18 protein-coding genes are annotated in these 23150 nt (G+C 64.6%); 13 read left to right on the forward strand and 5 right to left on the reverse strand.

Features of this window, described 5'->3' with window-relative positions:
* Positions 1 to 95 precede the first annotated feature (95 nt).
* The 13 genes from AC56QP_RS17270 to AC56QP_RS17330 all read left to right on the forward strand — a co-directional run bounded on the left by AC56QP_RS17270 (position 96) and on the right by AC56QP_RS17330 (position 18084).
* A complete protein-coding gene (locus tag AC56QP_RS17270) occupies positions 96 to 797 on the forward strand; it encodes a response regulator transcription factor (RefSeq protein ID WP_013528337.1) in 702 nt (233 codons plus the stop codon).
* A gap of 61 nt (positions 798 to 858) precedes the next feature.
* Positions 859 to 2643, forward strand: a complete 1785-nt coding sequence (locus AC56QP_RS17275) for a sensor histidine kinase (RefSeq protein ID WP_497100418.1) — start codon at positions 859 to 861, stop codon at positions 2641 to 2643.
* Positions 2644 to 2711: 68 nt separating this feature from the next.
* Complete coding sequence (locus AC56QP_RS17280; RefSeq protein ID WP_489858837.1) at positions 2712 to 3173, forward strand: HPr kinase/phosphorylase; 462 nt, start codon at positions 2712 to 2714, stop codon at positions 3171 to 3173.
* Between the two features lie 164 nt (positions 3174 to 3337).
* Positions 3338 to 3739 (forward strand): PTS sugar transporter subunit IIA, encoded by a 402-nt coding sequence (locus AC56QP_RS17285; RefSeq protein ID WP_056589309.1) that lies wholly within the window; start codon positions 3338 to 3340, stop codon positions 3737 to 3739.
* Positions 3736 to 4047, forward strand: coding sequence for an HPr family phosphocarrier protein (locus tag AC56QP_RS17290; RefSeq protein ID WP_489858836.1), 312 nt, complete (start codon positions 3736 to 3738; stop codon positions 4045 to 4047). Before AC56QP_RS17285 ends, AC56QP_RS17290 begins: the two co-directional genes overlap by 4 nt.
* 184 nt (positions 4048 to 4231) lie before the next feature.
* Complete coding sequence (gene ahcY / locus AC56QP_RS17295; RefSeq protein WP_489858835.1) at positions 4232 to 5632, forward strand: adenosylhomocysteinase; 1401 nt, start codon at positions 4232 to 4234, stop codon at positions 5630 to 5632.
* A 199-nt stretch (positions 5633 to 5831) separates the two neighbouring features.
* Positions 5832 to 8387, forward strand: coding sequence for a sensor histidine kinase (locus tag AC56QP_RS17300; RefSeq protein ID WP_489858834.1), 2556 nt, complete (start codon positions 5832 to 5834; stop codon positions 8385 to 8387).
* An 8-nt stretch (positions 8388 to 8395) separates the two neighbouring features.
* Positions 8396 to 9907, forward strand: a complete 1512-nt coding sequence (tsaE, locus tag AC56QP_RS17305) for a tRNA (adenosine(37)-N6)-threonylcarbamoyltransferase complex ATPase subunit type 1 TsaE (RefSeq protein WP_489858833.1) — start codon at positions 8396 to 8398, stop codon at positions 9905 to 9907.
* Entirely contained in the window at positions 9904 to 10635 is a 732-nt protein-coding gene (locus AC56QP_RS17310; protein ID WP_489858832.1) for a nucleotidyltransferase family protein, read from the forward strand. Before tsaE ends, AC56QP_RS17310 begins: the two co-directional genes overlap by 4 nt.
* Positions 10632 to 13766 carry a double-strand break repair protein AddB gene (gene addB / locus AC56QP_RS17315; RefSeq protein WP_489858831.1) on the forward strand — a complete coding sequence of 1045 codons (3135 nt, stop codon included), beginning with the start codon at positions 10632 to 10634 and terminating at the stop codon, positions 13764 to 13766. Before AC56QP_RS17310 ends, addB begins: the two co-directional genes overlap by 4 nt.
* Positions 13763 to 17275, forward strand: coding sequence for a double-strand break repair helicase AddA (gene addA / locus AC56QP_RS17320; RefSeq protein WP_489858830.1), 3513 nt, complete (start codon positions 13763 to 13765; stop codon positions 17273 to 17275). Before addB ends, addA begins: the two co-directional genes overlap by 4 nt.
* Positions 17276 to 17349: 74 nt before the next feature.
* Positions 17350 to 17673, forward strand: a complete 324-nt coding sequence (trxA, locus tag AC56QP_RS17325) for a thioredoxin (protein ID WP_091584223.1) — start codon at positions 17350 to 17352, stop codon at positions 17671 to 17673.
* Between the two features lie 129 nt (positions 17674 to 17802).
* Positions 17803 to 18084, forward strand: a complete 282-nt coding sequence (locus AC56QP_RS17330) for a cupin domain-containing protein (RefSeq protein ID WP_095083181.1) — start codon at positions 17803 to 17805, stop codon at positions 18082 to 18084.
* Between the two features lie 33 nt (positions 18085 to 18117).
* Here AC56QP_RS17330 and AC56QP_RS17335 read toward each other — a convergent pair whose 3' ends face one another.
* The 5 genes from AC56QP_RS17335 to trpB form a co-directional block, all read right to left on the reverse strand.
* The gene (locus AC56QP_RS17335; RefSeq protein WP_489858829.1) at positions 18118 to 18537 is read right to left on the reverse strand and encodes a VOC family protein; all 420 of its coding nucleotides are present in this window, start codon (positions 18535 to 18537) and stop codon (positions 18118 to 18120) included.
* Complete coding sequence (locus AC56QP_RS17340; RefSeq protein ID WP_489858828.1) at positions 18534 to 19859, reverse strand: bifunctional folylpolyglutamate synthase/dihydrofolate synthase; 1326 nt, start codon at positions 19857 to 19859, stop codon at positions 18534 to 18536. The genes AC56QP_RS17335 and AC56QP_RS17340 overlap by 4 nt, the downstream gene beginning before the upstream one ends.
* Positions 19860 to 19982: 123 nt before the next feature.
* Positions 19983 to 20909, reverse strand: coding sequence for an acetyl-CoA carboxylase, carboxyltransferase subunit beta (accD, locus tag AC56QP_RS17345; RefSeq protein WP_489858827.1), 927 nt, complete (start codon positions 20907 to 20909; stop codon positions 19983 to 19985).
* Positions 20910 to 21001: 92 nt separating this feature from the next.
* Positions 21002 to 21841, reverse strand: a complete 840-nt coding sequence (gene trpA, locus AC56QP_RS17350; protein WP_091584234.1) for a tryptophan synthase subunit alpha — start codon at positions 21839 to 21841, stop codon at positions 21002 to 21004.
* A 2-nt stretch (positions 21842 to 21843) separates the two neighbouring features.
* Positions 21844 to 23094 carry a tryptophan synthase subunit beta gene (trpB, locus tag AC56QP_RS17355; RefSeq protein WP_489858826.1) on the reverse strand — a complete coding sequence of 417 codons (1251 nt, stop codon included), beginning with the start codon at positions 23092 to 23094 and terminating at the stop codon, positions 21844 to 21846.
* Positions 23095 to 23150 lie beyond the last annotated feature (56 nt).

The raw sequence follows: 23150 nt of genomic DNA on the forward strand, positions 1-23150 counted from the left end.
GCGGACAGGGCCTATGCCACATTTTGTACCTAATTTGTCCTGCAAAAGCCCCTTCTCTACGAAAGAAGGGACAGCTCATGAGGGAGCCGCTTGAAATGGCAACAATCGCGCTTGTCGATGACGACCGCAACATTCTGACGTCGGTGTCGATCGCCCTCGAATCCGAGGGCTATCGCGTCGAGACCTACACGGATGGTGCGTCCGCGCTGGAGGGCCTGGCGGCACGCCCGCCGAATCTTGCCATCCTCGACATCAAGATGCCGCGCATGGACGGCATGGAGCTGCTGCGCCGGATGCGCCAGAAGTCCGACCTGCCGGTGATCTTCCTCACCTCCAAGGATGACGAGATCGATGAATTGTTCGGCCTCAAGATGGGCGCCGACGATTTCATCCGCAAACCGTTCTCGCAGCGTCTGCTGGTCGAGCGGGTGCGCGCCGTGCTGCGTCGCGCCAGTGCTCGTGAAGCCGCGGCCAAGACGCCCAGCCAGCAGGCACGTTCGCTCGAGCGCGGCCAGCTTGTCATGGATCAGGAGCGCCATACCTGCACCTGGAAGGGCGAGCCGGTGACGCTCACCGTCACCGAGTTCCTGATCCTGCATTCGCTGGCGCAGCGTCCCGGTGTCGTAAAAAGCCGTGATGCGCTGATGGATTCGGCCTATGATGAGCAGGTCTATGTCGACGACCGGACCATCGACAGCCACATCAAGCGGCTGCGCAAGAAGTTCAAGGCCGTCGATGATGACTTCGAGATGATCGAAACCCTTTACGGAGTCGGGTACCGCTTCCGCGAGGCTTGAGTTGATGCACGTCGCACGACGTTATGCATCGAAGTAAAGATTAGGCAGGGCCTGCTATTCGATGGCAGTGGAGGCACAGCGAACAAGACCGGCGGGCGCAGCCAGGCGGCCGTCGCGCATCATGCCGTCATTCGTGTCGAAAATCACGGTGCCGATGCGCCGCTTCCTTGGCCATCATATCTTTTCCAGCCTGACGCGGCGCATCCTCTTCCTCAATCTCGCCGGCCTGGCCGTCCTGGTCACCGGCATCCTCTACCTCAACACCTTCCGCGACGGGCTGATCGATGCCCGCGTCGAAAGCCTGATGACCCAGGGCGAGATCATCGCCGGCGCGATCGCCGCTTCGGCGACGGTCGAGACCGACTCGATCAGCATCGATCCGGAAAAGCTGCTTGAGTTGCAGGCCGGCGAAAGTCTCGGCCCGGGCTCGGACCAGCTCGACAACCTGGACTTCCCGATCAACCCGGAGCGGGTTGCGCCGGTGCTGAGACGGCTGATCTCGCCGACCCGGACCCGCGCCCGCATCTATGACCGCGACGCCAATCTGCTGCTCGATTCGCGCCATCTCTATTCGCGCGGCCAGATCCTGCGCTACGACCTGCCGCCGGTCGAAGAGGAAGAGCCTGATCTGCTCGAGCGCATCCAGAAGTTCGTCTTCGACTTCTTCCGCAACACCGAACTGCCGGTCTATCACGAGCAGCCGGGCGGCAACGGCGCCGCCTTCCCGGAAGTGGTCAAGGCGCTCACCGGCAGCCCGTCGACCATCGTGCGTATCTCGGAACAGGGCGAGCAGATCGTTTCGGTGGCGGTGCCGATCCAGCGCTTCCGCGCCGTTCTCGGCGTGTTGATGCTGTCGACCGAAGGCGGCGACATCGACAAGATCGTCGCCGCCGAGCGCAAGGCGATCCTGCGCGTGTTCGGCATCGCGGCCCTCGTCACCGCCATCCTGTCCATGCTTCTCGCTTCCACCATCGCCAACCCGCTGCGCCGGCTGGCGGCGGCGGCGGTGCGCGTGCGGCGCGGCGTCAAGAGCCGCGAGGAAATCCCGGACTTCTCCGACCGGCAGGACGAGATCGGCAACCTGTCGATCGCCATACGCGACATGACCAACGCCCTCTACGCCCGCATCGAGGCGATCGAAAGCTTTGCGGCTGACGTCTCGCACGAGCTGAAAAACCCGCTGACGTCGTTGCGCAGCGCGGTGGAAACCTTGCCGCTGGCCAAGAACGACAATTCGCGCAGCCGGCTGATGGACATCATCCAGCACGACGTCAGGCGTCTGGATCGTCTCATCACCGATATTTCCGACGCCTCCCGTCTTGATGCCGAGTTGGCGCGAGAAGATGCCGGGACGGTCGACCTGAAGAAATTCATCACCGATCTGGTCGCCGTTTCGCGCGAGGCGACGCGCAACAAGAAGGCGGTCGAGATCGAATTCAAGGTCGCCAAGCTGCCGCAGGGCGTCAAAGGCTATTTCGTCGTCGGCCATGATCTGCGCATCGGCCAGGTCGTCACCAACCTGATCGAGAACGCCCGTTCCTTCGTTCCCGAGGACCATGGCCACATCACCCTGTCGCTGGCGCGCGTCGGCAAGTTCAACATCCTCACCATTGACGACAATGGTCCCGGCATCCGGGCCGACAATATCGACCGCATCTTCGAACGCTTCTACACCGACCGCCCGGCGGGCGAGGCGTTCGGCCAGAATTCGGGGCTTGGCCTGTCGATATCCAGGCAGATCGTCGAGGCCCACGGCGGGACGCTGACCGCCGAGAACATCCCCGGCACCAAGCCCGGCGATATCAAGGGCGCGCGCTTCGTCGTGACGCTGCCGGCCGAAGCATGATCCCGAAAAGTGGGAACCGGTTTTCGGACAAGATCATGCTTCATGCAAAAACATGAACGGGCAAGATTGTGCCTGATCCAGTCGCTCAGCCTGAAAACATTCACGGAACCGCGATCCTGATCGGCGAACGCGGCGTCCTCATCACCGGGCCGTCCGGCGCCGGGAAGACGACGCTGGCGCTGACACTCCTGGACCATTGCCGTGCGCGCGGGCTGTTCTCGCGGCTGATCGGCGACGACCGGCTGCTAGCCGCGGCCCGCGCCGGGCGGCTGGTCTGTCGCGTGCCGGCGCCCATCGCCGGCCTCGCCGAAGTGCCTGGGTTCATGCCCCGCCCGCTGCCGTTCGAGCCGGGCGGAGTGATCGACCTGCATGTGAGGCTGGTGCCAAAGGCACAGATGGCCCGTTTCCAGGAGGAAGTCAGCGAGCCGGTCGCAGGCTGCCCAGTGCCGCGTATCGACGTTGCCGAGCGTAACGCCGCCACCGCCCTGCCCGCCGTGATGGCGCGGCTGTCGATCGCGCCTTTTCTATGATCCGCTGCGGATTTTTTGCTGCAATGCGTCAAAATGGCATGGGCCCGCGCAATTTTGGGCTTGTCAACCGGCCGCGCGTCGACAAGATAGCGCTCCCGCCGCCTGGAATGGCTGGCGAGCATAAAATACGCCTGTGAAGCGGCGATGACGGGAGCCACCAAAGAATGATCGGACTCGTGCTTGTAACGCACGGTCAACTGGCCGCCGAGTTCCGACATGCCGTGGAACATGTCGTCGGGCCACAAGACAATTTCGAAACCGTGGCGATCGGGGCCGATGACGATATGGAGCAGCGCCGCCGCGACATCGTCGACGCCGTGGCCCGTGTCGATACCGGGACGGGCGTCATCGTGCTGACCGACATGTTCGGCGGAACGCCCTCCAACCTTGCCATTTCGGTCATGGAATCCGGCCGCACCGAAGTCATCGCCGGCATGAACCTGCCGATGCTGATCAAGCTCTCCTCGATCCGCAAGGGCGACAACATGGCGGCGGCGCTCGACGAGGCGCAGGCGGCCGGCCGCAAGTACATCAACGTCGCCAGCCAGCTCTTGAGCAGCAAATGAACGCGCTGTCCCCGGAAAAAGACCAGATCGCCAAAGATCCGATCATCAGGGAGTTTCCGATCGTCAACCAGCGCGGCCTGCACGCGCGCGCCTCGGCGAAGTTCGTCCAGGTGGCCAGCGGGTTCGACGCCTCGGTGCATGTCGAGAAGGATGGCGTCCAGGTCGGCGGCACCTCCATCATGGGGCTGATGATGCTGGCGGCAAGCCCGGGCTATTCGATCCGCGTCACCGCCAGCGGGCCGGAGGCCTTGCAGGTCATCGACGCGCTGGAGCAACTGGTTGCATCCCGCTTCGGCGAGGAAGCCTGATCCCGCGCTGAGCGAAGAAAGCTCTTCCTCGAGACATGCACGGATAAAGATTTCTTTATATCCCATTGTCGTCTTGAGCCTGATCTGCTAGTCAAGCCGGCAATTCGCGCCCTTCGACGCGCCGACCGGCGCGGGCGCATCCGCAACCAATTCGCAGCACAACAATTCGCATCGGAGCACTGCCATGACGGGTAGCAAGGACTATGTGGTCGCCGACATCTCGCTTGCCGGCTGGGGCCGCAAGGAAATCGAGATCGCCGAAACCGAAATGCCGGGCCTGATCGCCTGCCGTGAGGAATTCGGCGACAAGAAGCCGCTCAAGGGCGCGCGCATCACCGGCTCCCTGCACATGACCATCCAGACGGCGGTGCTGATCGAGACGCTGAAGGCGCTCGGCGCCGATATCCGCTGGGCCTCCTGCAACATCTTCTCGACCCAGGACCATGCGGCCGCGGCCATCGCCGAGGCTGGTATCCCGGTATTCGCCGTCAAGGGCGAGTCGCTCGAGCAATACTGGGACTACACCGACAGGATCTTCCAGTGGACCGACGGCGGCACCTCCAACATGATCCTCGATGACGGTGGCGACGCCACCATGTACATCTTGATCGGCGCCCGCGCCGAGGCCGGCGAGGACGTGCTCTCCAACCCGCAGAGCGAGGAAGAGGAGTACTTCTACGCCCAGGTCAAGAAGCGCCTGAAGGCTTCGCCAGGCTTCTTTACCAAGCAGAAGGCGGCGATCCGCGGCGTTACCGAAGAGACGACGACCGGCGTCAACCGGCTTTACCAGCTGCAGAAGAAGGGCCTGCTGCCTTTCCCCGCCATCAACGTCAACGACTCGGTCACCAAGTCGAAATTCGACAACAAATACGGCTGCAAGGAATCGCTGGTCGACGGTATCCGTCGCGGCACCGACACGATGATGGCCGGCAAGGTCGCGGTCGTCTGCGGCTATGGCGACGTCGGCAAGGGCTCGTCGGCGTCGCTCAAGGGCGCCGGCGCCCGCGTCAAGGTCACCGAGGTCGACCCGATCTGCGCGCTGCAGGCGGCTATGGACGGTTTTGAAGTCGTCACGCTGGAAGACGCCGCACCGACCGCCGACATCGTCATCACCACCACCGGCAACAAGGATGTCGTCACCCTCGACCACATGCGCTCGATGAAGGACATGGTGATTGTCGGCAACATCGGTCACTTCGACAACGAGATCCAGGTGGCTTCGCTGCGCAACCTGAAATGGACCAACGTCAAGCCGCAGGTCGACATGATCACCTTCCCGGACGGCAAGCGGATGATCCTGCTGTCGGAAGGTCGCCTACTCAATCTCGGCAATGCCACCGGCCATCCGAGCTTTGTCATGTCGGCGTCCTTCACCAACCAGGTGCTGGCCCAGATCGAGCTGTTCACCAAGCCCGGCCAGTACGAGAACCAGGTCTACGTGCTGCCCAAGCATCTCGATGAAAAGGTCGCGCGCCTGCATCTCGACAAGCTCGGCGCCCGCCTGACCGAACTGTCCGGCGAGCAAGCCGCCTATATCGGCGTCACGCCCCAGGGTCCGTTCAAGCCGGAACACTACCGCTATTAACCAAAGCTAAATTTCCTACCAGATATTGACGCCGGGCGATTGACTTTTCGCCCGGCTTTATTTTTGCGCGTCATCAGCCTTCACGGCGATTCGGTGAGGGTTTATTGTCGGGTGATTCGCGACGCTTCCGGCCCGAGAGGGGATCAGAGAGGCGCGTATCAGGGCGGTCTTGCATTCAGGCGGCGGAGAGGACCAAGACATGCCGGGGCAACACCCGCACAGAGCGGGACGGGCCGTTTCCGGCGGCCACGACGATTCGGGGATCGCTGGCCCTGCCTCGCAAGGCGGGAGCCTTCCATGGCGCGCTCGCGTCGGAGTTTTCCTTGCCACCTCTGCATTGGCCGGCCCCTTGCTCGGTGCGGTCGCGCATGCCGAAGCCGTGGGCGTCGCCGCCGCCGGCTTGTCGATCAGCACGGTAGAGGTCATGCAGCTTGCCGTGTTTGTCGGCGTGACGGGCGCGGCACTTCTGTCGGCCATCGTTCTCATCCGCGAGCGGGCCCGCACCTCGGCGGAAAATGTCGAACTCAGGAGCCGCATAGCCGACATCAACGCGGCTCTGCGCCGCTCTGAAGCGCTGCTCAATCTGCGCGACCAGCGTGTGGTGGTCTGGGCCTCCGAAAACAAGAAACCCGAACTCATCGGTACATTGCCGGTCGAAAGCGGCGCTCCCGACGAGCGTGCCGCCTTCCTCGCTTTCGGTCGCTGGCTGATGCCGCGCTCGGCTGCGGCGCTCGAGCATGCCGTTGCGGGGTTGCGCGAAAAGGCGAGACCCTTCGACCTCGTCATCGAATCGCAGGCCGGCGCACCGCTTGAGGTGCATGGCCGCAAGAGCGCGGCGCATGTGATCGTGCGTTTCGTTTCGCTTTCGGAAACGCAGCGCAGCCAGGCCAGGTTGAAGATCGAAAACCAGCGCCTCGTCGCTGACCACGAGACGATGATTGGCCTGCTCGACGCGCTGAAGATGCCGGCATGGCTGCGCACCGAGGATGGGCGGTTGAAGTGGGTCAACCGGGCCTATGCCGACGCGGTCGAAGCCGACAATGCGGAGACGGCCGTTCGCGAGGCGAAGGAGTTTCTCGGCGGCCAGGCACGCGACGCGATCGCCGCCCAGCACAAGTCGCATCCGGTCTTCGAGCAGACGCTTTCCACCGTGATCGAAGGCGACCGCCGCGTATTCGCGGTGACCGACTTCGCCGGCCCGGATGGTTCGGCCGGCCTTGCCTGCGACACCAGCGCCATCGAGGCGGTTCGCGGCGAATACGAGCGGACCGTCAGAAGCCACGCCGACACGCTCGACCAGCTCAACACCGCGGTCGCCATTTTCGACACCGACGAGAAGCTGCGGTTCTTCAACCAGGCTTTCCAGAAGCTATGGGGTCTCGACAGCGGCTTCCTGCACAGCGCTCCCGACAATGCGCTGTTGCTCGACCGTTTGCGCAGCGAGGGCAAGATCGCCGAGCAGCCCGAATGGCGCCGCTGGAAGGAAGGCCTGCTTGGCGCCTATCGCGCCGTCGAATCACAGGAACATTGGTGGCACCTGCCGGACGGCAAGACCATCCGCGTCGTTGCCAACCCGCAGCCCAAGGGCGGCGTGACCTGGGTCTTCGAGAATCTGACCGAGAAGATGGACCTCGAAAGCCGCTACCAGACCGCCGTGCGGGTCCAGGGCGAGACGCTCGACAATCTTGCCGAAGGCGTGGCGGTGTTCGGCCCCGATGGCAGGCTTCGACTGTCGAACCCTGCCTTTGCGACACTCTGGGGGCTGAGCGCGGAGGCCGCCAAGCCCAACGTCCACGTATCCGCCATCCGCGACCTTTGCGACCGGCAGGCGGTCGACAGCCCCTGGCCCGGCTTCGTTGCCGCCATCACCGGTTTCGACGACGAGCGCCGCGACCGCCACGGCCAGACCGAACTCAACAATGGCAATGTGCTGAGCTACGCCATGATCCCGTTGCCCAATGGGCAAGTGATGATGACGTTCGTCGACGTTACCGACAGCGTCAACGTCGAACGGGCGCTGAAGGACAAGAACGAGGCGCTGGAGAAGTCCGATCAGCTCAAGAACGAATTCGTCCAGCACGTCTCCTATGAACTGCGCTCGCCGCTGACCAACATCATCGGCTTCACCGAACTGCTTTCGCTGCCGGCGACCGGCCCGCTGACGCAGAAACAGCGCGAATATGTCGGGCATGTCAGCTCGTCCTCCTCGGTCCTGCTCACCATCGTCAACGACATCCTCGACCTGGCGACGGTGGATGCCGGCATCATGGAGCTCGATATTTCCGAGGTGCATGTCGACCAGACCATCGCCGCCGCGGCGGAACTGGTGGCCGACCGGCTGGAAGAGCATTCGATCAGGCTCGAGGTCGATGCCGCCACGGCGCCGAAGACGTTTCACGGCGACGAAATCCGGGTCCGCCAGATCCTCTACAACCTGCTCAGCAACGCCGCCAACTACGCGCCGGAAGCCAGCACCATCAGGCTCGCTTGCCGCCAGCTGGCGGACGGCGTGGAATTCTCGGTTCATGACGACGGACCCGGCATGCCGCCGGACCTGCTCGATTCGGTATTCCGCCGCTTTGAGCCACGCACCAATGGCGGCCGCCGTCGCGGCGCCGGCCTCGGCCTGTCGATCGTCAAGAGCTTTGTCGAACTGCATGGCGGCAACGTTCGCATCGAGACCGGCAGGGACAAGGGCACCACCGTCATCTGCACCTTTCCCGACATGCCCGGCATCCGCGCCGCGGCCGAGTAGCGCACTCGATGACGGGATTGGTGCTGGAGCGTTTACTCGCGGACGAGACACACACAGCGCTGCTGGGCGAGGATCTCGCGCTGGCGCTGCGCGCCGGTGACGTTCTGGCGCTCAAGGGTGATCTCGGCGCCGGCAAGTCGACGCTGGCGCGTGCATTGATCAGGGCATTGGCCGACGATGCCGGCCTCGACGTTCCGAGCCCTACCTTCACGCTGGTGCAGAGCTACGATACCCGCATCCCCGTCCATCACTTCGATCTCTACCGCCTGTCGTCAGCGGCCGAAATCGACGAGTTGGGTTTCGAGGAAGCCTTGGCGCAAGGTGCCGCCCTGATCGAATGGCCGGAACGAGCGGAAGCCTATCTGCCGAAAACCTCGGTGCTGATCGAACTCGTCCAGCACGGCGAGGGCCGGCTGGCGCGACTGTCGGGGCAAGGTGCCGCCTTCGACCGTGTGGCACGATCGCTGGCCATGCGCGACTTTCTTGGGAATGCCGGCTGGGGCGATGCGCGGCGCCGCCATTTCATCGGCGATGCCTCGGCCCGCTCCTATGAGATCGTTTCCCTTGCCGGCCGCAAGCCGCAAGTGCTGATGAACTCGCCGCGACTGGTGCTCGGACCGCCGGTGCGCGACGGCAAGCCCTATGCCGAGATCGCTCACACCGCCCAGTCGGTCTCCGCCTTCGTCGCCATCGACCGGGCATTGAAGGCTGGCGGCGTCAGCGTTCCGGAAATCCATGCCGAGGACCAGGATCAAGGGTTCCTTCTGCTCGAACATCTTGGCTCCGAAGGATTCCTCGGTGAGGACAGCCAACCGGTGGCCGAGCGTTACGCGGCGGCGGCGGAGCTGCTCGCCATGATGCATGGCAGGAACTGGCCCCGGCACATGGAAACGGGGCAGGGCGGCTTCCATGATGTGCCGCCGTTCGACCGCGACGCCATGATGATCGAAGCCGATCTGCTGGTCGACTGGTACGTGCCGGCGATATCGGGCAGCCCGGCAAGCGAGAGCTTGCGCGCCGGCTACGCCAAAGAATGGAATGCCCTTCTCGACCGGCTGGACGGCCGCGAATACACGCTGATGCTGCGCGACTTCCATTCGCCCAATATCATCTGGCGCGGTGACCGTTCCGGCCATGATCGGCTGGGCATAGTCGATTTCCAGGATGCGCTGATCGGTCCTTCAGCCTATGACGTCGCCTCGCTCGCCATGGACGCGCGTGTCACCATATCGCCGGAAATCGAGAGAGGGACGCTTGATGCCTATGTCGCGGCGCGCCACGCCGCCGGCGCTTTCGATGAAGCAAGCTTCCTGGAAGCCTATGCAATCATGGCGGCGCAGCGCAACTCCAAGATACTCGGCATTTTCGTGCGCCTCGAAAAGCGCGACGGCAAACCCTATTATCTGAAGCACTTGCCGCGCATCCGTGATTATCTGCGCAGGGCGCTGTCCCACCCCTCGCTCGCCAGCCTGCGGGATTTCTACAACGCCAATGGTTTGCTCGAGGAGCGAACGCTGTGACAGCAGGACCGGACACCGCAATCGTACTTGCCGCCGGGCTTGGCAAGCGCATGCGGCCGATCACCGACACCATCCCCAAGCCGTTGGTCCGGATCGCCGGCAAGACCTTGCTCGACTGGGGCCTCGACAGCCTGGCCGCCGCCGGTGTCGGCAAGGCCGTGGTCAACGTCCACTATCTTCCCGAGCAGATCGTTGCCCATGTCGCGGCGCGTCGGGCACCGGAGATCATCATTTCCGACGAGAGCGACCGGTTGCTCGATTCCGCCGGTGGCATCGTCAAGGCGCTGCCGGACCTGGGCGAACAGCCCTTCTATATCCTCAACGCCGATACTTTCTGGATCGACGACGGTCCCCTCAATCTCGACCGCCTCGCCCTTGCATGGGACGCGGCGAAAATGGATATTCTGCTGATGCTGGCGGATCTCCATCAGGCGACCGGACATTGCGGCGGCACCGATTTCCTTCTGGTGGCACCGGATGGCGCCTTGCGCCGGTCAAAGGGCGATCCGGCGGGCCTGATCTATGCCGGGGCTGCAATCGTTCATCCGCGCCTGTTCGCGAATGCGCCTGCCGGGCCGCATTCGCTCAACGCCTATTTCGATTCGGCCATTGCCGCCGGCCGGCTGTTCGGCATGCCGATGCACGGCCACTGGATCACCGTCGGCACGCCCGATGCCATTCCGCTCGCGGAAGCGGCAGTCGCCGGCGCGCTAGCCGAGTTGCAATGAGCGGCTCAAGCCGCGTTTTCTCGGTTCCCTCCGGAGCGCCGTTTCTGCCGACGCTTGCCGAGGCGCTGCTTGCCGGTCGCCTGGTTCCGGGGTTTCGATTTGATGGCGACCCGCTCGCTCTTGCCGATGTCACCATCTACGTGCCGACGCGCCGTGCCGCGCGTGCCTTGCGGGGTGTCTTCGTCGACAGCCTGCGGGCACGCGGCGGCGGCGGTTCGGCGATCCTGCCGGTGATCCGTCCGCTCGGCGAGTTCGACGAGGATGAGGCCGCGTTCGAAACAGAGGCATCGGCGGCAATCGATCTCGCGCCGCCGATCGCGGCGACCGAACGCCTGCTGCTGCTGGCGCCGCTGGTGCGCGCCTGGAAACGCCGGCTGCCGGCGCATGTCGCGGCCCTGTTCGCCGAGGAGATCGTCATCCCGGCCTCTACCGCCGACGCGATCTGGCTGGCGCGCGATCTCGCGGGGCTGATGGACGAGATCGAGACGGAAGGCACGGGCTGGGCAAAGCTCACCGATCTGGTCACCGGCAACCTTGCCGGATGGTGGCAGGTGACGCTCGAATTCCTCGGCATCGTCACCGACGCCTGGCCTAAATTCCTCGAGGAACGCGATCGCTCCAATCCGGCCGCGCATCGCAGCGCGCTGATCCGTACCGAGGCCGCGCGGCTGCAGCGCAATCCGCCTGCCGGACCAGTCATTGCCGCCGGATCCACCGGTTCGATTCCCGCCACGGCCGAGCTGCTTGCCGTGATCGCCCGCTTGCCTGGCGGTGCCATCGTGCTGCCCGGTCTCGACCGGACGCTGGACGAAGCGTCCTTCCAGGCGATTGCCGCATCTGGCGCGCGTCCGGCCGTGCTCGGCCACCCGCAATATGGCTTGGCCAGGCTGATCGGCAAGATCGGCGTGCTGCGCGGCGATGTCGAGGAGATTGGCATGGCCGAGCCGTCGCTTGCGCTTCGCGCCGCCCTTGTCGGCGAGGCGTTGCGGCCGGCCGAGACCACCGAACTCTGGGCCGAGACACGCGCTGGTTTCCCAGCCGCCGCCATCGCCGGCGCCTTCGCCGACGTGACGCTGCTCGAGGCGGCCAGCGAACGCGACGAGGCCGTCGCCATCGCCGTCGCGCTCAAGCAGGCCGTCGAGCAAGCCGGCCAGAGGGCTGCGCTCGTCACCGGCGACCGCGCCCTGGCGCGCCGCGTTTCAGTCGAGCTTCTGCGCTTCGGCGTCGTCGCCGACGATTCCGGTGGCACGCCGCTCGCCAACACCCCGGCTGCCAGCCTGCTCAGGCTGGCGCTCGAAGCGGTGTTCCGGCCAGGCGATCCGGTTGGCCTGCTGTCGCTGCTCAAGCACCCGCTGCTTGGCCTCGGCCTGCAACGCGCCGATGTGCGCCACGCAGCCGAACTGGTCGAACTGATGGCGCTGCGCGGCGGCACCGGCCGCCCCGACATCGCTTCCCTGTCCGAACTCTTCGAGGCCCGACTCACCGGCTTGGGCAGCGGCAGCCGGCAACCCTTCTGGTTCTCCCGGCTGACCGTCCGCTCCATCGAAAGCGCGCGCAATGTGCTCGAACGTCTCAAACATGCATTGGCGCCGCTCACGGCCTTTCACGGCCAGGCGGACGCAGACCTTGCCGCGCTGGTCAAGGCCAGCGTCGTGGCACTCGAAAATCTCGGGCGCGCCGAAGATGGCGGCCTGCGAGAACTCTATGCCGGTGACGCCGGCGAAAAGCTTGCCGAATTGCTGCGCGGGCTGGTCGCGGCTTCGGCATCGCTGTCGTTCCCGGCGAGCGAATGGCCTGACGTGATGGACGCGCTGATCGCGCCCGAAACGGTCAAGCCGGCACAGGGCACAGACAGGAACATCGCCATCTGGGGCGCGCTGGAAGCCCGGTTGCAGAATGTCGACACGCTGGTCATAGGCGGGCTCAACGAGGGTGTGTGGCCGCGCAAGCCGGAGAGCGACCGCTTCATGTCGAGGTTGATGAAGACCGGCATCGATCTCGAACCGCCCGAACGGCGTATCGGCCTTGCCGCGCATGATTTCCAGATGGCCATGGGCGCCAGGAAAGTGGTGCTGGCCCGCTCGGCGCGTGCCGGCGACGCACCCGCCGTGCCGTCACGCTGGCTGCAGCGCCTCCTCACCTTCATCGGCAACGAACAGGCGGCGGAGTTGCGCCGGCGCGGCGACGAACTGCTCGCCTGGGCACGCGCGCTCGATACCGGCCCAAGGCAGGACTTCGCGCCACGACCGCAGCCGAAGCCGCCACTGTCAGTGCGCCCAACCCATTTCTCGGTCACCGAGATCGAGACCCTGCGCCGTGATCCCTACGCCGTCTATGCAAGACGGATCCTCGGCCTGATGCCGCTCGATCCGGTCATCCGCGATCCAGGTGCCGCCGAGCGCGGCACGCTGTTTCACGCCATTCTGCATCTCTTCTCGGCGCAAGTGGCCGATCCGCGCGCGCCGGATGCGCTGGCCGGCCTCATATCGGCGGGTCGCGCCTGTTTTGCCGAGGCCGCCCTTCCGGCCGATGTCGAGGCGGTGTGGTGGCCGCGCTTCGAAAAACTCGCCGCCAACATCGTCGAGTGGGAGCGCACGCGCGCCGACGCGGTGATACGGCGGCATGCCGAGGAGCGCGCCGGCAAGACCGTGGTCGGCCAGTCCGGCGTGACGCTGTCCGGCTACGCCGACCGCGTCGACCTGCTGGCTGGCGGCATGGCCGACATACTGGACTACAAGACGGGCTCGTCGCCGTCCAAGGCGCAGGCGCACACGCTGCTTGCGCCGCAACTGGCGCTGGAAGGCGCGCTGCTCAGGCGCGGCGCCTTCAAGGATCTGGGCGCGCGCGAACCGTCGCAACTGGCGTTCGTGCGGTTGAAGCCGAATGGCGAGGTGTTCGAGGAATCGATCCTCGAGCACAACCGCCAGCCCAGGACCGCCACCGATCTCGCCGAAGAGGCATGGGCGCGGCTCGAGAAGCTTCTGATCCACTATGCCGACCCGGCGACCGGATATCTGTCGCGCGCGCTGCCGTTTCGCGAAGGCGAGACCGATGGCGACTACGACCATCTTGCCCGCGTGCTCGAATGGTCGGCGGGCGGCGATGCCGGCGACGAGGGAGGGGAGGCATGAAGAAGGCCTATCCCATTCCAAGCGATACGGCTTCCAGCCAGGCCCGCGCCGCCGATCCCAAGAATTCCGCCTGGGTGTCGGCCAATGCCGGCTCCGGCAAGACCCATGTGCTGGCCCAGCGCGTCATCCGGCTGCTGCTGCGCGGCACCGACCCATCGAAAATTCTGTGCCTGACCTATACGCGCGCCGCCGCCGCCAACATGTCGAACCGGGTGTTCTCGACACTGTCGGAGTGGACGACACTGGGTGACGCCGATCTGGCGGCAAGGGTCGAGGCGTTGGAAGGCCTCCGGCCCGATGTCGAGACCATGCGCCGTGCCCGCCGCCTGTTCGCCGAGGCGCTGGAAACGCCGGGCGGGCTGAAGATCCAGACCATCCACGCCTTCTGCGAATCGGTGCTCCACCAGTTCCCGCTGGAAGCCAACATCCCGGCTCATTTCGAAATGCTCGACAGCCAGATGGAGGCATCGCTGTTTGCCGCAGCGCGCCGCGAGATGATCTCGGCCGCCGGCGATAGGAATCTGGCCGAGGCCTTTGCCACCATTCTCGATCGCGGCGGCGAAGCTGGTCTCGATGCCTTGCTCAGCGAGATCGTGCGCAAGCGTGACGGCTTGCGCAATTTCATCGATGCCGTCGGGCGCGACGACACGCATTTCCAGGCGCTGTTCGATGAGTTCCAGTTCCGCCCCGGCCAGACCGCCGAAGGAATAGCGGCATCAGTCTGGCCGTTGCCGGGCTTTCTGCCGGATTATTTTGCCGGCTTTGCCCATGCGGCGGAAGCGGCTGATGCCAGAACGGTGCTGAACAACATCCTTCCCTATGCGCGCCTGGCTTTCGCCGAAAGTGACCCGGTTCGCCGGCTGCAATTGCTGTCGAGGGCCTTCCTCAAGGCTGATGGCGACACCTACGATCCGGTAAAGGCCTTCAAGAAGGCCCTGGTCGACCGGCTGCCGGATCTGGTGGAACGCTATGTTTCAGCGGCCAATGCCATCGTCGAAACCGTCGACCGGCTGGCCCTGTTCCGGATGCTGGAAGGCACGCGCGCTGCACTGATCATCGCCGACTGGCTGATCGCCCGCTACGAAGTGCTGAAGCGCAGCCGCGGCTTTCTCGACTTCAACGACCTCATCACCCGCACGGTCAACCTGCTGGCGCGGCCCGATGCCGGCCCCTGGGTACAGTACAAGCTCGACCAGGGCATCGACCACATCCTGCTCGACGAGGCGCAGGACACCAGCCCGGATCAATGGGAGGTGGTGAAGCGGCTGGCGGAGGAGTTCTTTGCCGGCCTCGGCGCGCGCGACAGGGTCCATCGCACCGTCTTTGCCGTCGGCGATGAAAAACAGTCGATCTATTCCTTTCAGGGCGCGGCGCCCGACTCCTTCGCCGACAGCCGGCTGTTGTTTGCCGGCAGGGTGCGCGATGCCGAGGCATCCTTCGCCGACCTCAAGCTGACCTGGTCGTTCCGCTCGACCGATGACGTTCTGGCGGCGGTCGACCGCGTCTTCGCCGATCCCCTCGTGCGGCGCGGCATCAGCCACGATCCCGATCCGCTGAGCCACAAGGCGATCCGCACCGACGCGCCGGGCTATGTCGAGGTCTGGCCGTCGCTCGGCGCCGACGTCGTCGACGAACCCGACGACTGGACCCAGGCCATCGACCATGCCCATGCGCCGGCGGTGCGCGTCGCCGAAAATGTCGCCGCCACCATTGCCGGCTGGATCGGCGCCGGCGAGATCATCGAAGGCCGTGGCAAGCGGCTGCGGCCGGGCGACGTGCTGGTGCTGGTGCGCAAGCGCGATCGCTTCGTCCACGCGCTGACCCGGGCCTTGAAACGCCGCGACATTCCGGTCGCCGGCGCCGACCGGCTGAGCCTGCCTGGCCATATCGCGGTCAAGGACCTGATCGCGCTCGGCCATCTCCTCATCCAGCCGCAGGACGATCTGTCGCTTGCCGCCGTCCTGCGCAGCCCGATCTTCGATCTGCCGGAAGAGGCACTTTTCACGCTCGCGGCGGAGCGGCCGCCCGGCCTGTCGCTGATCACGTCGCTGCGCCGCCATGCCGGCGAAAGCGAGCGACTTGCGGCGGCTGTCGCCCAGCTCGACATCTGGACGAACGAAGCGGCCTTCAAGCCTGTGTTCGAGTTCTATGCCGGCCTGCTGGCGCGCGATGGCGTGCGCCGCAAGATGATCGCGCGGCTCGGGCCCGAGGCAGGCGATATCCTCGACGAGTTCCTGAGCTTCTGCCTTGCCGAGGAGCGAACCGGCCTGCCGGGGCTGGAAGCCTTTCTGTCGACGCTGGAGAACGCCGGCCCCGAGATCAAGCGCGAGATGGACCAGACCCGCGACGAGGTTCGCGTCATGACCGTGCATGCCGCCAAGGGCCTGGAGGCACCGGTGGTGTTCCTGGTCGATGGCGGCTCCGCCCCGTTCAGCGACCAGCATCTGCCGCGCCTGATGCCTTTCGATGGTTCGGGCACATATTGGGACGGCAAGGGCTATCTCTGGCGCTCGGCCAGCGATGTCGCCAATGGCTTTTCGAAAGCGGCGGCAGTCCGGGCGCGGGAGCTCGCCGACGACGAATATCGCCGGCTGCTCTATGTCGGCATGACCCGCGCCGAGGACCGGCTGATTGTCTGCGGCTATCATGGCAAGCGGGCGCCGAACACCGGCACCTGGCATTCGATCGTCAGCCGCGCCCTGATCGGCGCGCCGGAAAGCGAACAGCGCGCGCATCCCGCCGGTGGCGAGCCCGTGCATCGTTTCCATGTGACCAAGCTGCCGCCCGTCGCGGCAAGCTCGAGCGAGCAGGCACGGCAAACGCACGTTTTCGGGCCGTTGCCGGCAAGCCTGTTCCGGCCCTTGCCGCCTTTCGAGGACCTGCCGCGTCCGCTGTCGCCATCCGGCGCCTCGGCGCTGATCGACGAAGGCAAGGAAGCCGTGGTCGACAAGGCTTCGCCGGTGCTGGACGCCGATGCCGAGCCGGGCTTTGCCGTGATGCGGGGGCTGGCCCTGCATAAGCTTCTGCAGATGTTGCCCGGCATTGCCGAGGGCGAACGTGGTGGCGCGGCGGAACGTTATCTCGCGCGAACGGGTGCGGACTGGACTCAATCCGAGCGTGGAAAAGCCTTGGCGTCGGTCACCGCCATCCTTGCCGACCCACGCTTCGGCACACTGTTTGCGCCTTCGTCGCGTGCCGAGGTCGCGATCATGGGCAGCCTCGAGGTGAAGGGCAAAAAGCGTTCGATTTCCGGCAAGATCGACCGGCTGGCGGTGACATCGGACACAGTGTCGATCGTCGACTACAAGACCAACCGGCCGGCGCCCGCCTCTTTGGCCGAGGTTCCGCCGGCTTATGTCCTCCAGCTCGCGCTTTATCGCGCCCTGCTGCAGCCGCTCTATCCCGGACGCGTGATCCGGGCGGCCCTGCTGTTCACCGAGGCGCCGCGGCTGATCGAACTGCCGGCCGGCGCCATGGATGACGCCCTTGCTCGACTCACGGGAGCGTGACACAACACCTGCTTGAAGAAGGGCCCGATCACCACCACATTTGGTGCGACAAAAACTCTCGAAAGGATTTCCGTATGGGTGCCACCGTCAAGGTCGACAAGAGCAATTTCCAGACCGCTGTGCTCGACGCCAGCGTACCGGTCGTGGTTGATTTCTGGGCGGAATGGTGCGGCCCCTGCAAGATGATCGCCCCGTCGCTGGAAGACATCGCCACCGAACTTGGTGCCAAGGTGAAGATCGCGAAGCTGAACATCGATGAGAATCCCGAGCTTGCCGCCCAATTCGGCGTGCGCTCGATCCCGACGCTTGTTATATTCAAGGGTGGCGCAGAGGCTGACAGAAAGATCGGTGCCGCGCCCAAGACCTCGCTGTCGCACTGGGTTAATGGCAATCTCTGATCCGTCCGAAATTCCTGATATCGAGCCCGGCCAAAGCGCCGGGCTTTTTGTTGGCGCCATCGCTGCGCCGCTCTGGCCCTCGCGTGCGGGCACTCCATGTCGTCTGCTTGAGGCGGACAGGAGAACCCCATGACCGGATCCGCCAAGGCCACCGTCTTCATCGACAATGAGCGCGTCATCGTCACCGAATACCGCTTCGCGCCGGGCGACAACACCGGCTGGCATCGCCACGGCCACGACTATGTCGTCGTGCCGCTGATGGATGGCAAGGTGAAGCTGTTGACCAAGGACGGCGAATCCTTTGCCGAAATGAAGAAGGGCGCCCCCTATTTCCGCAAGGAAGGCGTCGAACACGACGTCATCAACGCCAATGAAGGCGAATACGCCTTTATCGAGATCGAGCTGAAGTAATCCACCAAGGCCACGTCAGGCCGGCAGGCGCGATTACCAATCGGCGATACGATCGCCGCCGACGAATTGCGAACTTTTTTCGGTATACTCGAACAGCTCTATCTTCACGTCGTTGGGGTCGCGAAGCCAGGCCTGATAGGTATCGTCGCAGGCGAGTTTCCTCGGTGTGACGTCAATTCCCTTCGACCTGATGTGGGCGATTGCCGCGTCGATGTCTTCCACCTCGAGGCAGAGATGGTTGATCTGGTTCAGGTCGCTGTAGCGGGCTCCGTCCTTCTGGAACACCTCGATGTGGCTGCGACCGCCGCAATTGAGGTAGAACCCGAAAATCTTGCCGTCGCGCAGGAAATTGAATTGGGTGTCCATGCCGAGGACGTCGCGATAGAAGCTTCGCGTCACGTCGAGGTCATTCGCGAAGATGCAAACGTGAGCGAGCTGCTTTACCTTGATCATGTCGGCGGCGTGCCGTTTTCAGCCAGCACCGCCCCGGCCAGATAAAGCGACCCGCCGATCAGGATGCGCGGCGGTGGACCGTCCCAGGTATCGCGCAGCAGCATCAATGCGTTGGCGACGGAACTCACCGGTTCGGCCGTCAGCCCGGCTTCCGTGGCGCGGACCGCCAGTTCGTCGTTCGGCACGCCGGCGTCGCTCGCGCTCACCGGCACCGTGTAGACATGCCGGGCCAGACCCTTGAAGGCGCGGAAATAACCGCTCTGGTCCTTGGTGTTGATCATGCCCGAGATCAGGAAAAGCGGACGCGGATTCTTTTCTTCCTGCTCGGCCAGCGCTTCGGCAACGACCACGCCGGCGCCCGGATTGTGGCCGCCGTCGAGCCAGATGTCGGCGCCCTTTGGCGCCAGTTCGGCCAGCCGACCCTGCACCAGCTTCTGCATGCGGCCGGGCCAGGCGACATTGATCATCGCCTTTTCGGCGGCGCGATGGCTGATCTCGAAGCCGGCCGCCTTCACCGCGGCGATCGCCGCGGCGGCATTGGCGAACTGGTGGCGCCCGGGCAGCCTGGGCGGCGGCAGGTCCATCAAGCCGTCCTCGTCCTGGTAGACCATGCGGCCGTTTTCCTCGAAGGCGAGGAAATCCTGGCCGTAGACGAAGGTCGGACACTCAAGCCGCTCGGCGGTTTCGATCAGCACCTGCAGCGCCGTCTCGCTTTCCTGCGCGCCGATGACGACCGGGCAGCCGCGCTTGATGATGCCGGCCTTTTCGGCGGCGATCAGTTCGACACGGTCGCCGAGATAGGCCTCGTGGTCGAGCGACACCGGCATGATCACCGATACGGCTGGTTCCTTGATGACATTGGTGGCGTCGAAGCGGCCGCCCAGCCCCACCTCGATGATGGCCGCATCGGCCTGATGCTCGGAAAACAGCAGGAAGGTGACGGCGGTGAGAATCTCGAAGACGGTGATCGTCTCACCCTCATTGGCCCTGGCGACGCGGGCGATGGCATCGGCGAAAACCTTGTCGTCAACCAGCCTGCCGCCGCCATCGGCGGCCAGCCGGTAGCGCTCGTGCCAGTTCACCAGATGCGGCGAGGTGTGGACATGGACGCGGTAGTCCGCCGCTTCGAGCAGTGCGCGCGAAAACGCCGCGCAGGAGCCCTTGCCGTTGGTGCCGGCGATGTGGATCACCGGCGGCAGCCGGTCCTGAGGGTCGCCGAGCCGTTCCAGCAGCCTGGAAATGCGGTCGAGCGAAAGGTCGAAGCCCTTCGGATGAAGCGCCATCAGGGCTTCGATTTCGCGGTCGGCGGCAAGCGTCGTCATATGGGAATCCTAGCGCATGACCCCGAAAACCGGAATCGTTTCGGAAAGGACCATGGCAATTCGAAAAAGCTACAGCGCACCACGACCCTGGCGCAATCGCGGTTCGCGGCGAACCATGTCGCTTCAGGCCTGCGGGCGGGGTTCCATGGGGACCACTGCCGGCGGCAGGATTTCCGGCTCCAGCGGCTTTTGCTCTTCCGGCAGCTTGAGCAGCATCTTCAGCAAGCGTGCGATCGTTTCGCGCAGCTCCAGTCGCGACACAACCATGTCGACCATGCCGTGCTCCATCAGATATTCGGCGCGCTGGAAGCCGTCCGGCAGCTTTTCCCGGATGGTCTGTTCAATGACCCGCGGTCCGGCAAAACCGATCAGTGCGCCGGGTTCGGCGATGTGCACGTCGCCCAGCATGGCGTAGGAAGCGGTGACGCCACCGGTGGTCGGGTTGGTCAGCACGACGATGTAGGGAAGGCCGGCTTCCTTCAACCGGTCGACGCCGACCGTGGTGCGCGGCAATTGCATCAGCGACAGGATACCTTCCTGCATGCGGGCGCCGCCGGAGGCGGCGAACAGGATCAGCGGCCGCTTGCGCTGCAGGGCGACTTCGAAACCATGAACGATGGCGTCACCGGCAGCCATGCCGAGCGAGCCACCCATGAAGGCGAAGTCCTGCACCGTGACCACAACCGGCAGGCCTTCGACGGTTCCCAGCGCGTTGATGATCGCATCTTCCAGGCCGGTCTTGGCCTTGGCGTCCTTCAGCCGGTCGACATAGCGTTTCTCGTCGCGGAACTTCAGCGGGTCCTGCATGACCTTGGGATTGTCCAGGGTCTCGTACTTGCCGCCGTCGAAGAAGAATTTTAGCCGCTCCTTGGCCGAGATCTTCATGTGATGGCCGGAGGACGGAATGACGAACTGGTTCGACTCCAGATCCTTGTGGAACACCATTTCGCCGGTTTCCGGATCCTTGATCCAGAGATTCTCGGGCATGTCGGTGCGCCGGCCGAGCATCGAATTGATCTTCGGGCGAACGTAATTGGTGATCCAGTTCATCGCTTCGGCTCCTGTCCTGACCAAGAGTTAGTGCATGTCGCCCAAAAGTGGGAACCGGTTTTGGGAAAACGACAAGACCTGAGGTAGGAAAACTATTCGGCGGCAGCAAGGCGGGCCGAGCGCACGCCCTGCGCAAGGCCGCTGACCAGCGTGGCGACGGCTTCGGCGGGGTCGGCGGTCTTCTCGCCCTTCGGCCCCAGCACATTGGCGACCGCATTGACGATCGCGGTGCCGACGACGACGCCATCGGCGTTGGCGCCGATCACGCGCGCCTGCTCGGCGGTCTTGACGCCGAAACCGACGCAGACCGGCAGGTCGGTATGGCCCTTGATGCGCTTCACCGCCGCCGCCACCTTGCCGGTGTCGGCCAGCGCCGAGCCGGTGATGCCGGTCATCGAGACATAATACACGAAGCCGGATGTGTTCTGGAGCACCTTGGGCAGACGCTTGTCGTCGGTGGTCGGCGTCGCCAGCCGGATGAAATTGATGCCGGCCTTCAGTGCCGGAATGCACAATTCCTCGTCCATCTCCGGCGGCAGGTCGACGACGATCAGCCCGTCAATGCCGCTGGCGATCGCGTCCTTGAGGAAACGGTCGACGCCGTAGATATAGATCGGGTTGTAGTAGCCCATCAGCACAATCGGCGTCTCATTGTCGCCGACGCGGAATTCCGACGCCATCTTCAGCGTCTTGACCAGCGTCTGGCCGCCTTTGAGCGCCCTCAAGCCCGCCGCCTGGATCGCCGGGCCGTCGGCCATCGGATCGGAGAACGGCATGCCGAGCTCGATGATGTCGGCACCCGCCGCCGGCAATGCCTTCATGATCGACAGCGAGGTGTCGTAGTCCGGGTCGCCGCCCATGAAATAGGTGACGAGCGCCGGGCGGCCCTCGGTCTTCAGCTTCGCCATGCGGCGGTCGATACGAGTGGCCATGATCAGATCTCCATGCCCAGCATGCTGGCAACCGTATGCACGTCCTTGTCGCCGCGGCCGGACAGGTTGACGATGACGATCTGGTCCTTGTCCATGGCCGGCACGATCTTCACCGCATGCGCGATGGCGTGCGCCGATTCCAGCGCCGGAATGATGCCTTCGACACGCGTCGTCAGCTTGAAGGCTTCCAGCGCCTCGTCGTCGAGGATCGGGACATATTCGACGCGGCCGCTGTCGCGCAGCCAGGAATGCTCCGGGCCGACACCGGGGTAATCCAGGCCGGCCGAGATCGAATGGCCGTCCATGATCTGGCCGTCGGAATTCTGCAGGAGATAGGTGCGGTTGCCGTGCAGCACGCCGGGCTTTCCGGCATTCATCGAGGCGCAGTGCTCGATGCCGTCGAGGCCACGGCCACCGGCTTCGATGCCGATGATGCGAACCTCCTTGTCGTCGAGGAAGGGATGGAACATGCCGATGGCGTTCGAGCCGCCGCCGACACAGGCGATGATGGTGTCCGGCAACCGGCCTTCCTGTTCGAGGATCTGCGCGCGTGCCTCCGAACCGATCACCGACTGGAAGTCGCGCACCAGCTCCGGATAGGGGTGCGGGCCGGCGGCGGTGCCGATCAGATAATAGGTGTCCTCGACATTCGTCACCCAGTCGCGCAGCGCCTCGTTCATGGCGTCCTTCAGCGTGCCGTGGCCGGCGGTCACCGGCCGCACTTCGGCGCCCAGCAGCTTCATGCGGAAGACGTTGGGACTCTGACGGGCGACGTCGGTGGCGCCCATGTAGACGACGCAGGGAAAGCCGAAGCGGGCGGCGACGGTGGCGGACGCCACGCCATGCTGGCCAGCACCCGTCTCGGCGATGATGCGCTTCTTGCCCATGCGCTTGGCCAGCAGGATCTGGCCAAGGCAGTTGTTGATCTTGTGCGAGCCGGTGTGGTTCAGGTCCTCGCGCTTGAAATAGACCTTGGCGCCGCCCCCGAGGCCCTTCGCCGAGGAAACCTCACGAAGATGCCTGGTCAGCCCCTCCGCGAAATAGAGCTTCGACGGCCGTCCGGCGTAGTGGGTCGAAAGATCCGTGAGTTCAGCCCTGAAATCCGGATCGTTCTTGACCTCGTTCCAGTTCCGCTCGAGATCGAGGATCAGCGGCATCAGCGTTTCGGCAACGAAACGACCGCCAAAAATGCCGAACATGCCCTGTTCGTCGGGTCCGGTGCGGAAGGAATTGGGTGTCGCCGGCTTGTCCATTGCCGATCTCCTGCATCTTGACTTGCGAGCCTGTCCTTGTCGGAAAACCGGTTTCC

It is taken from the genome of Mesorhizobium sp. RCAM 05104 (genome assembly GCF_059683645.1).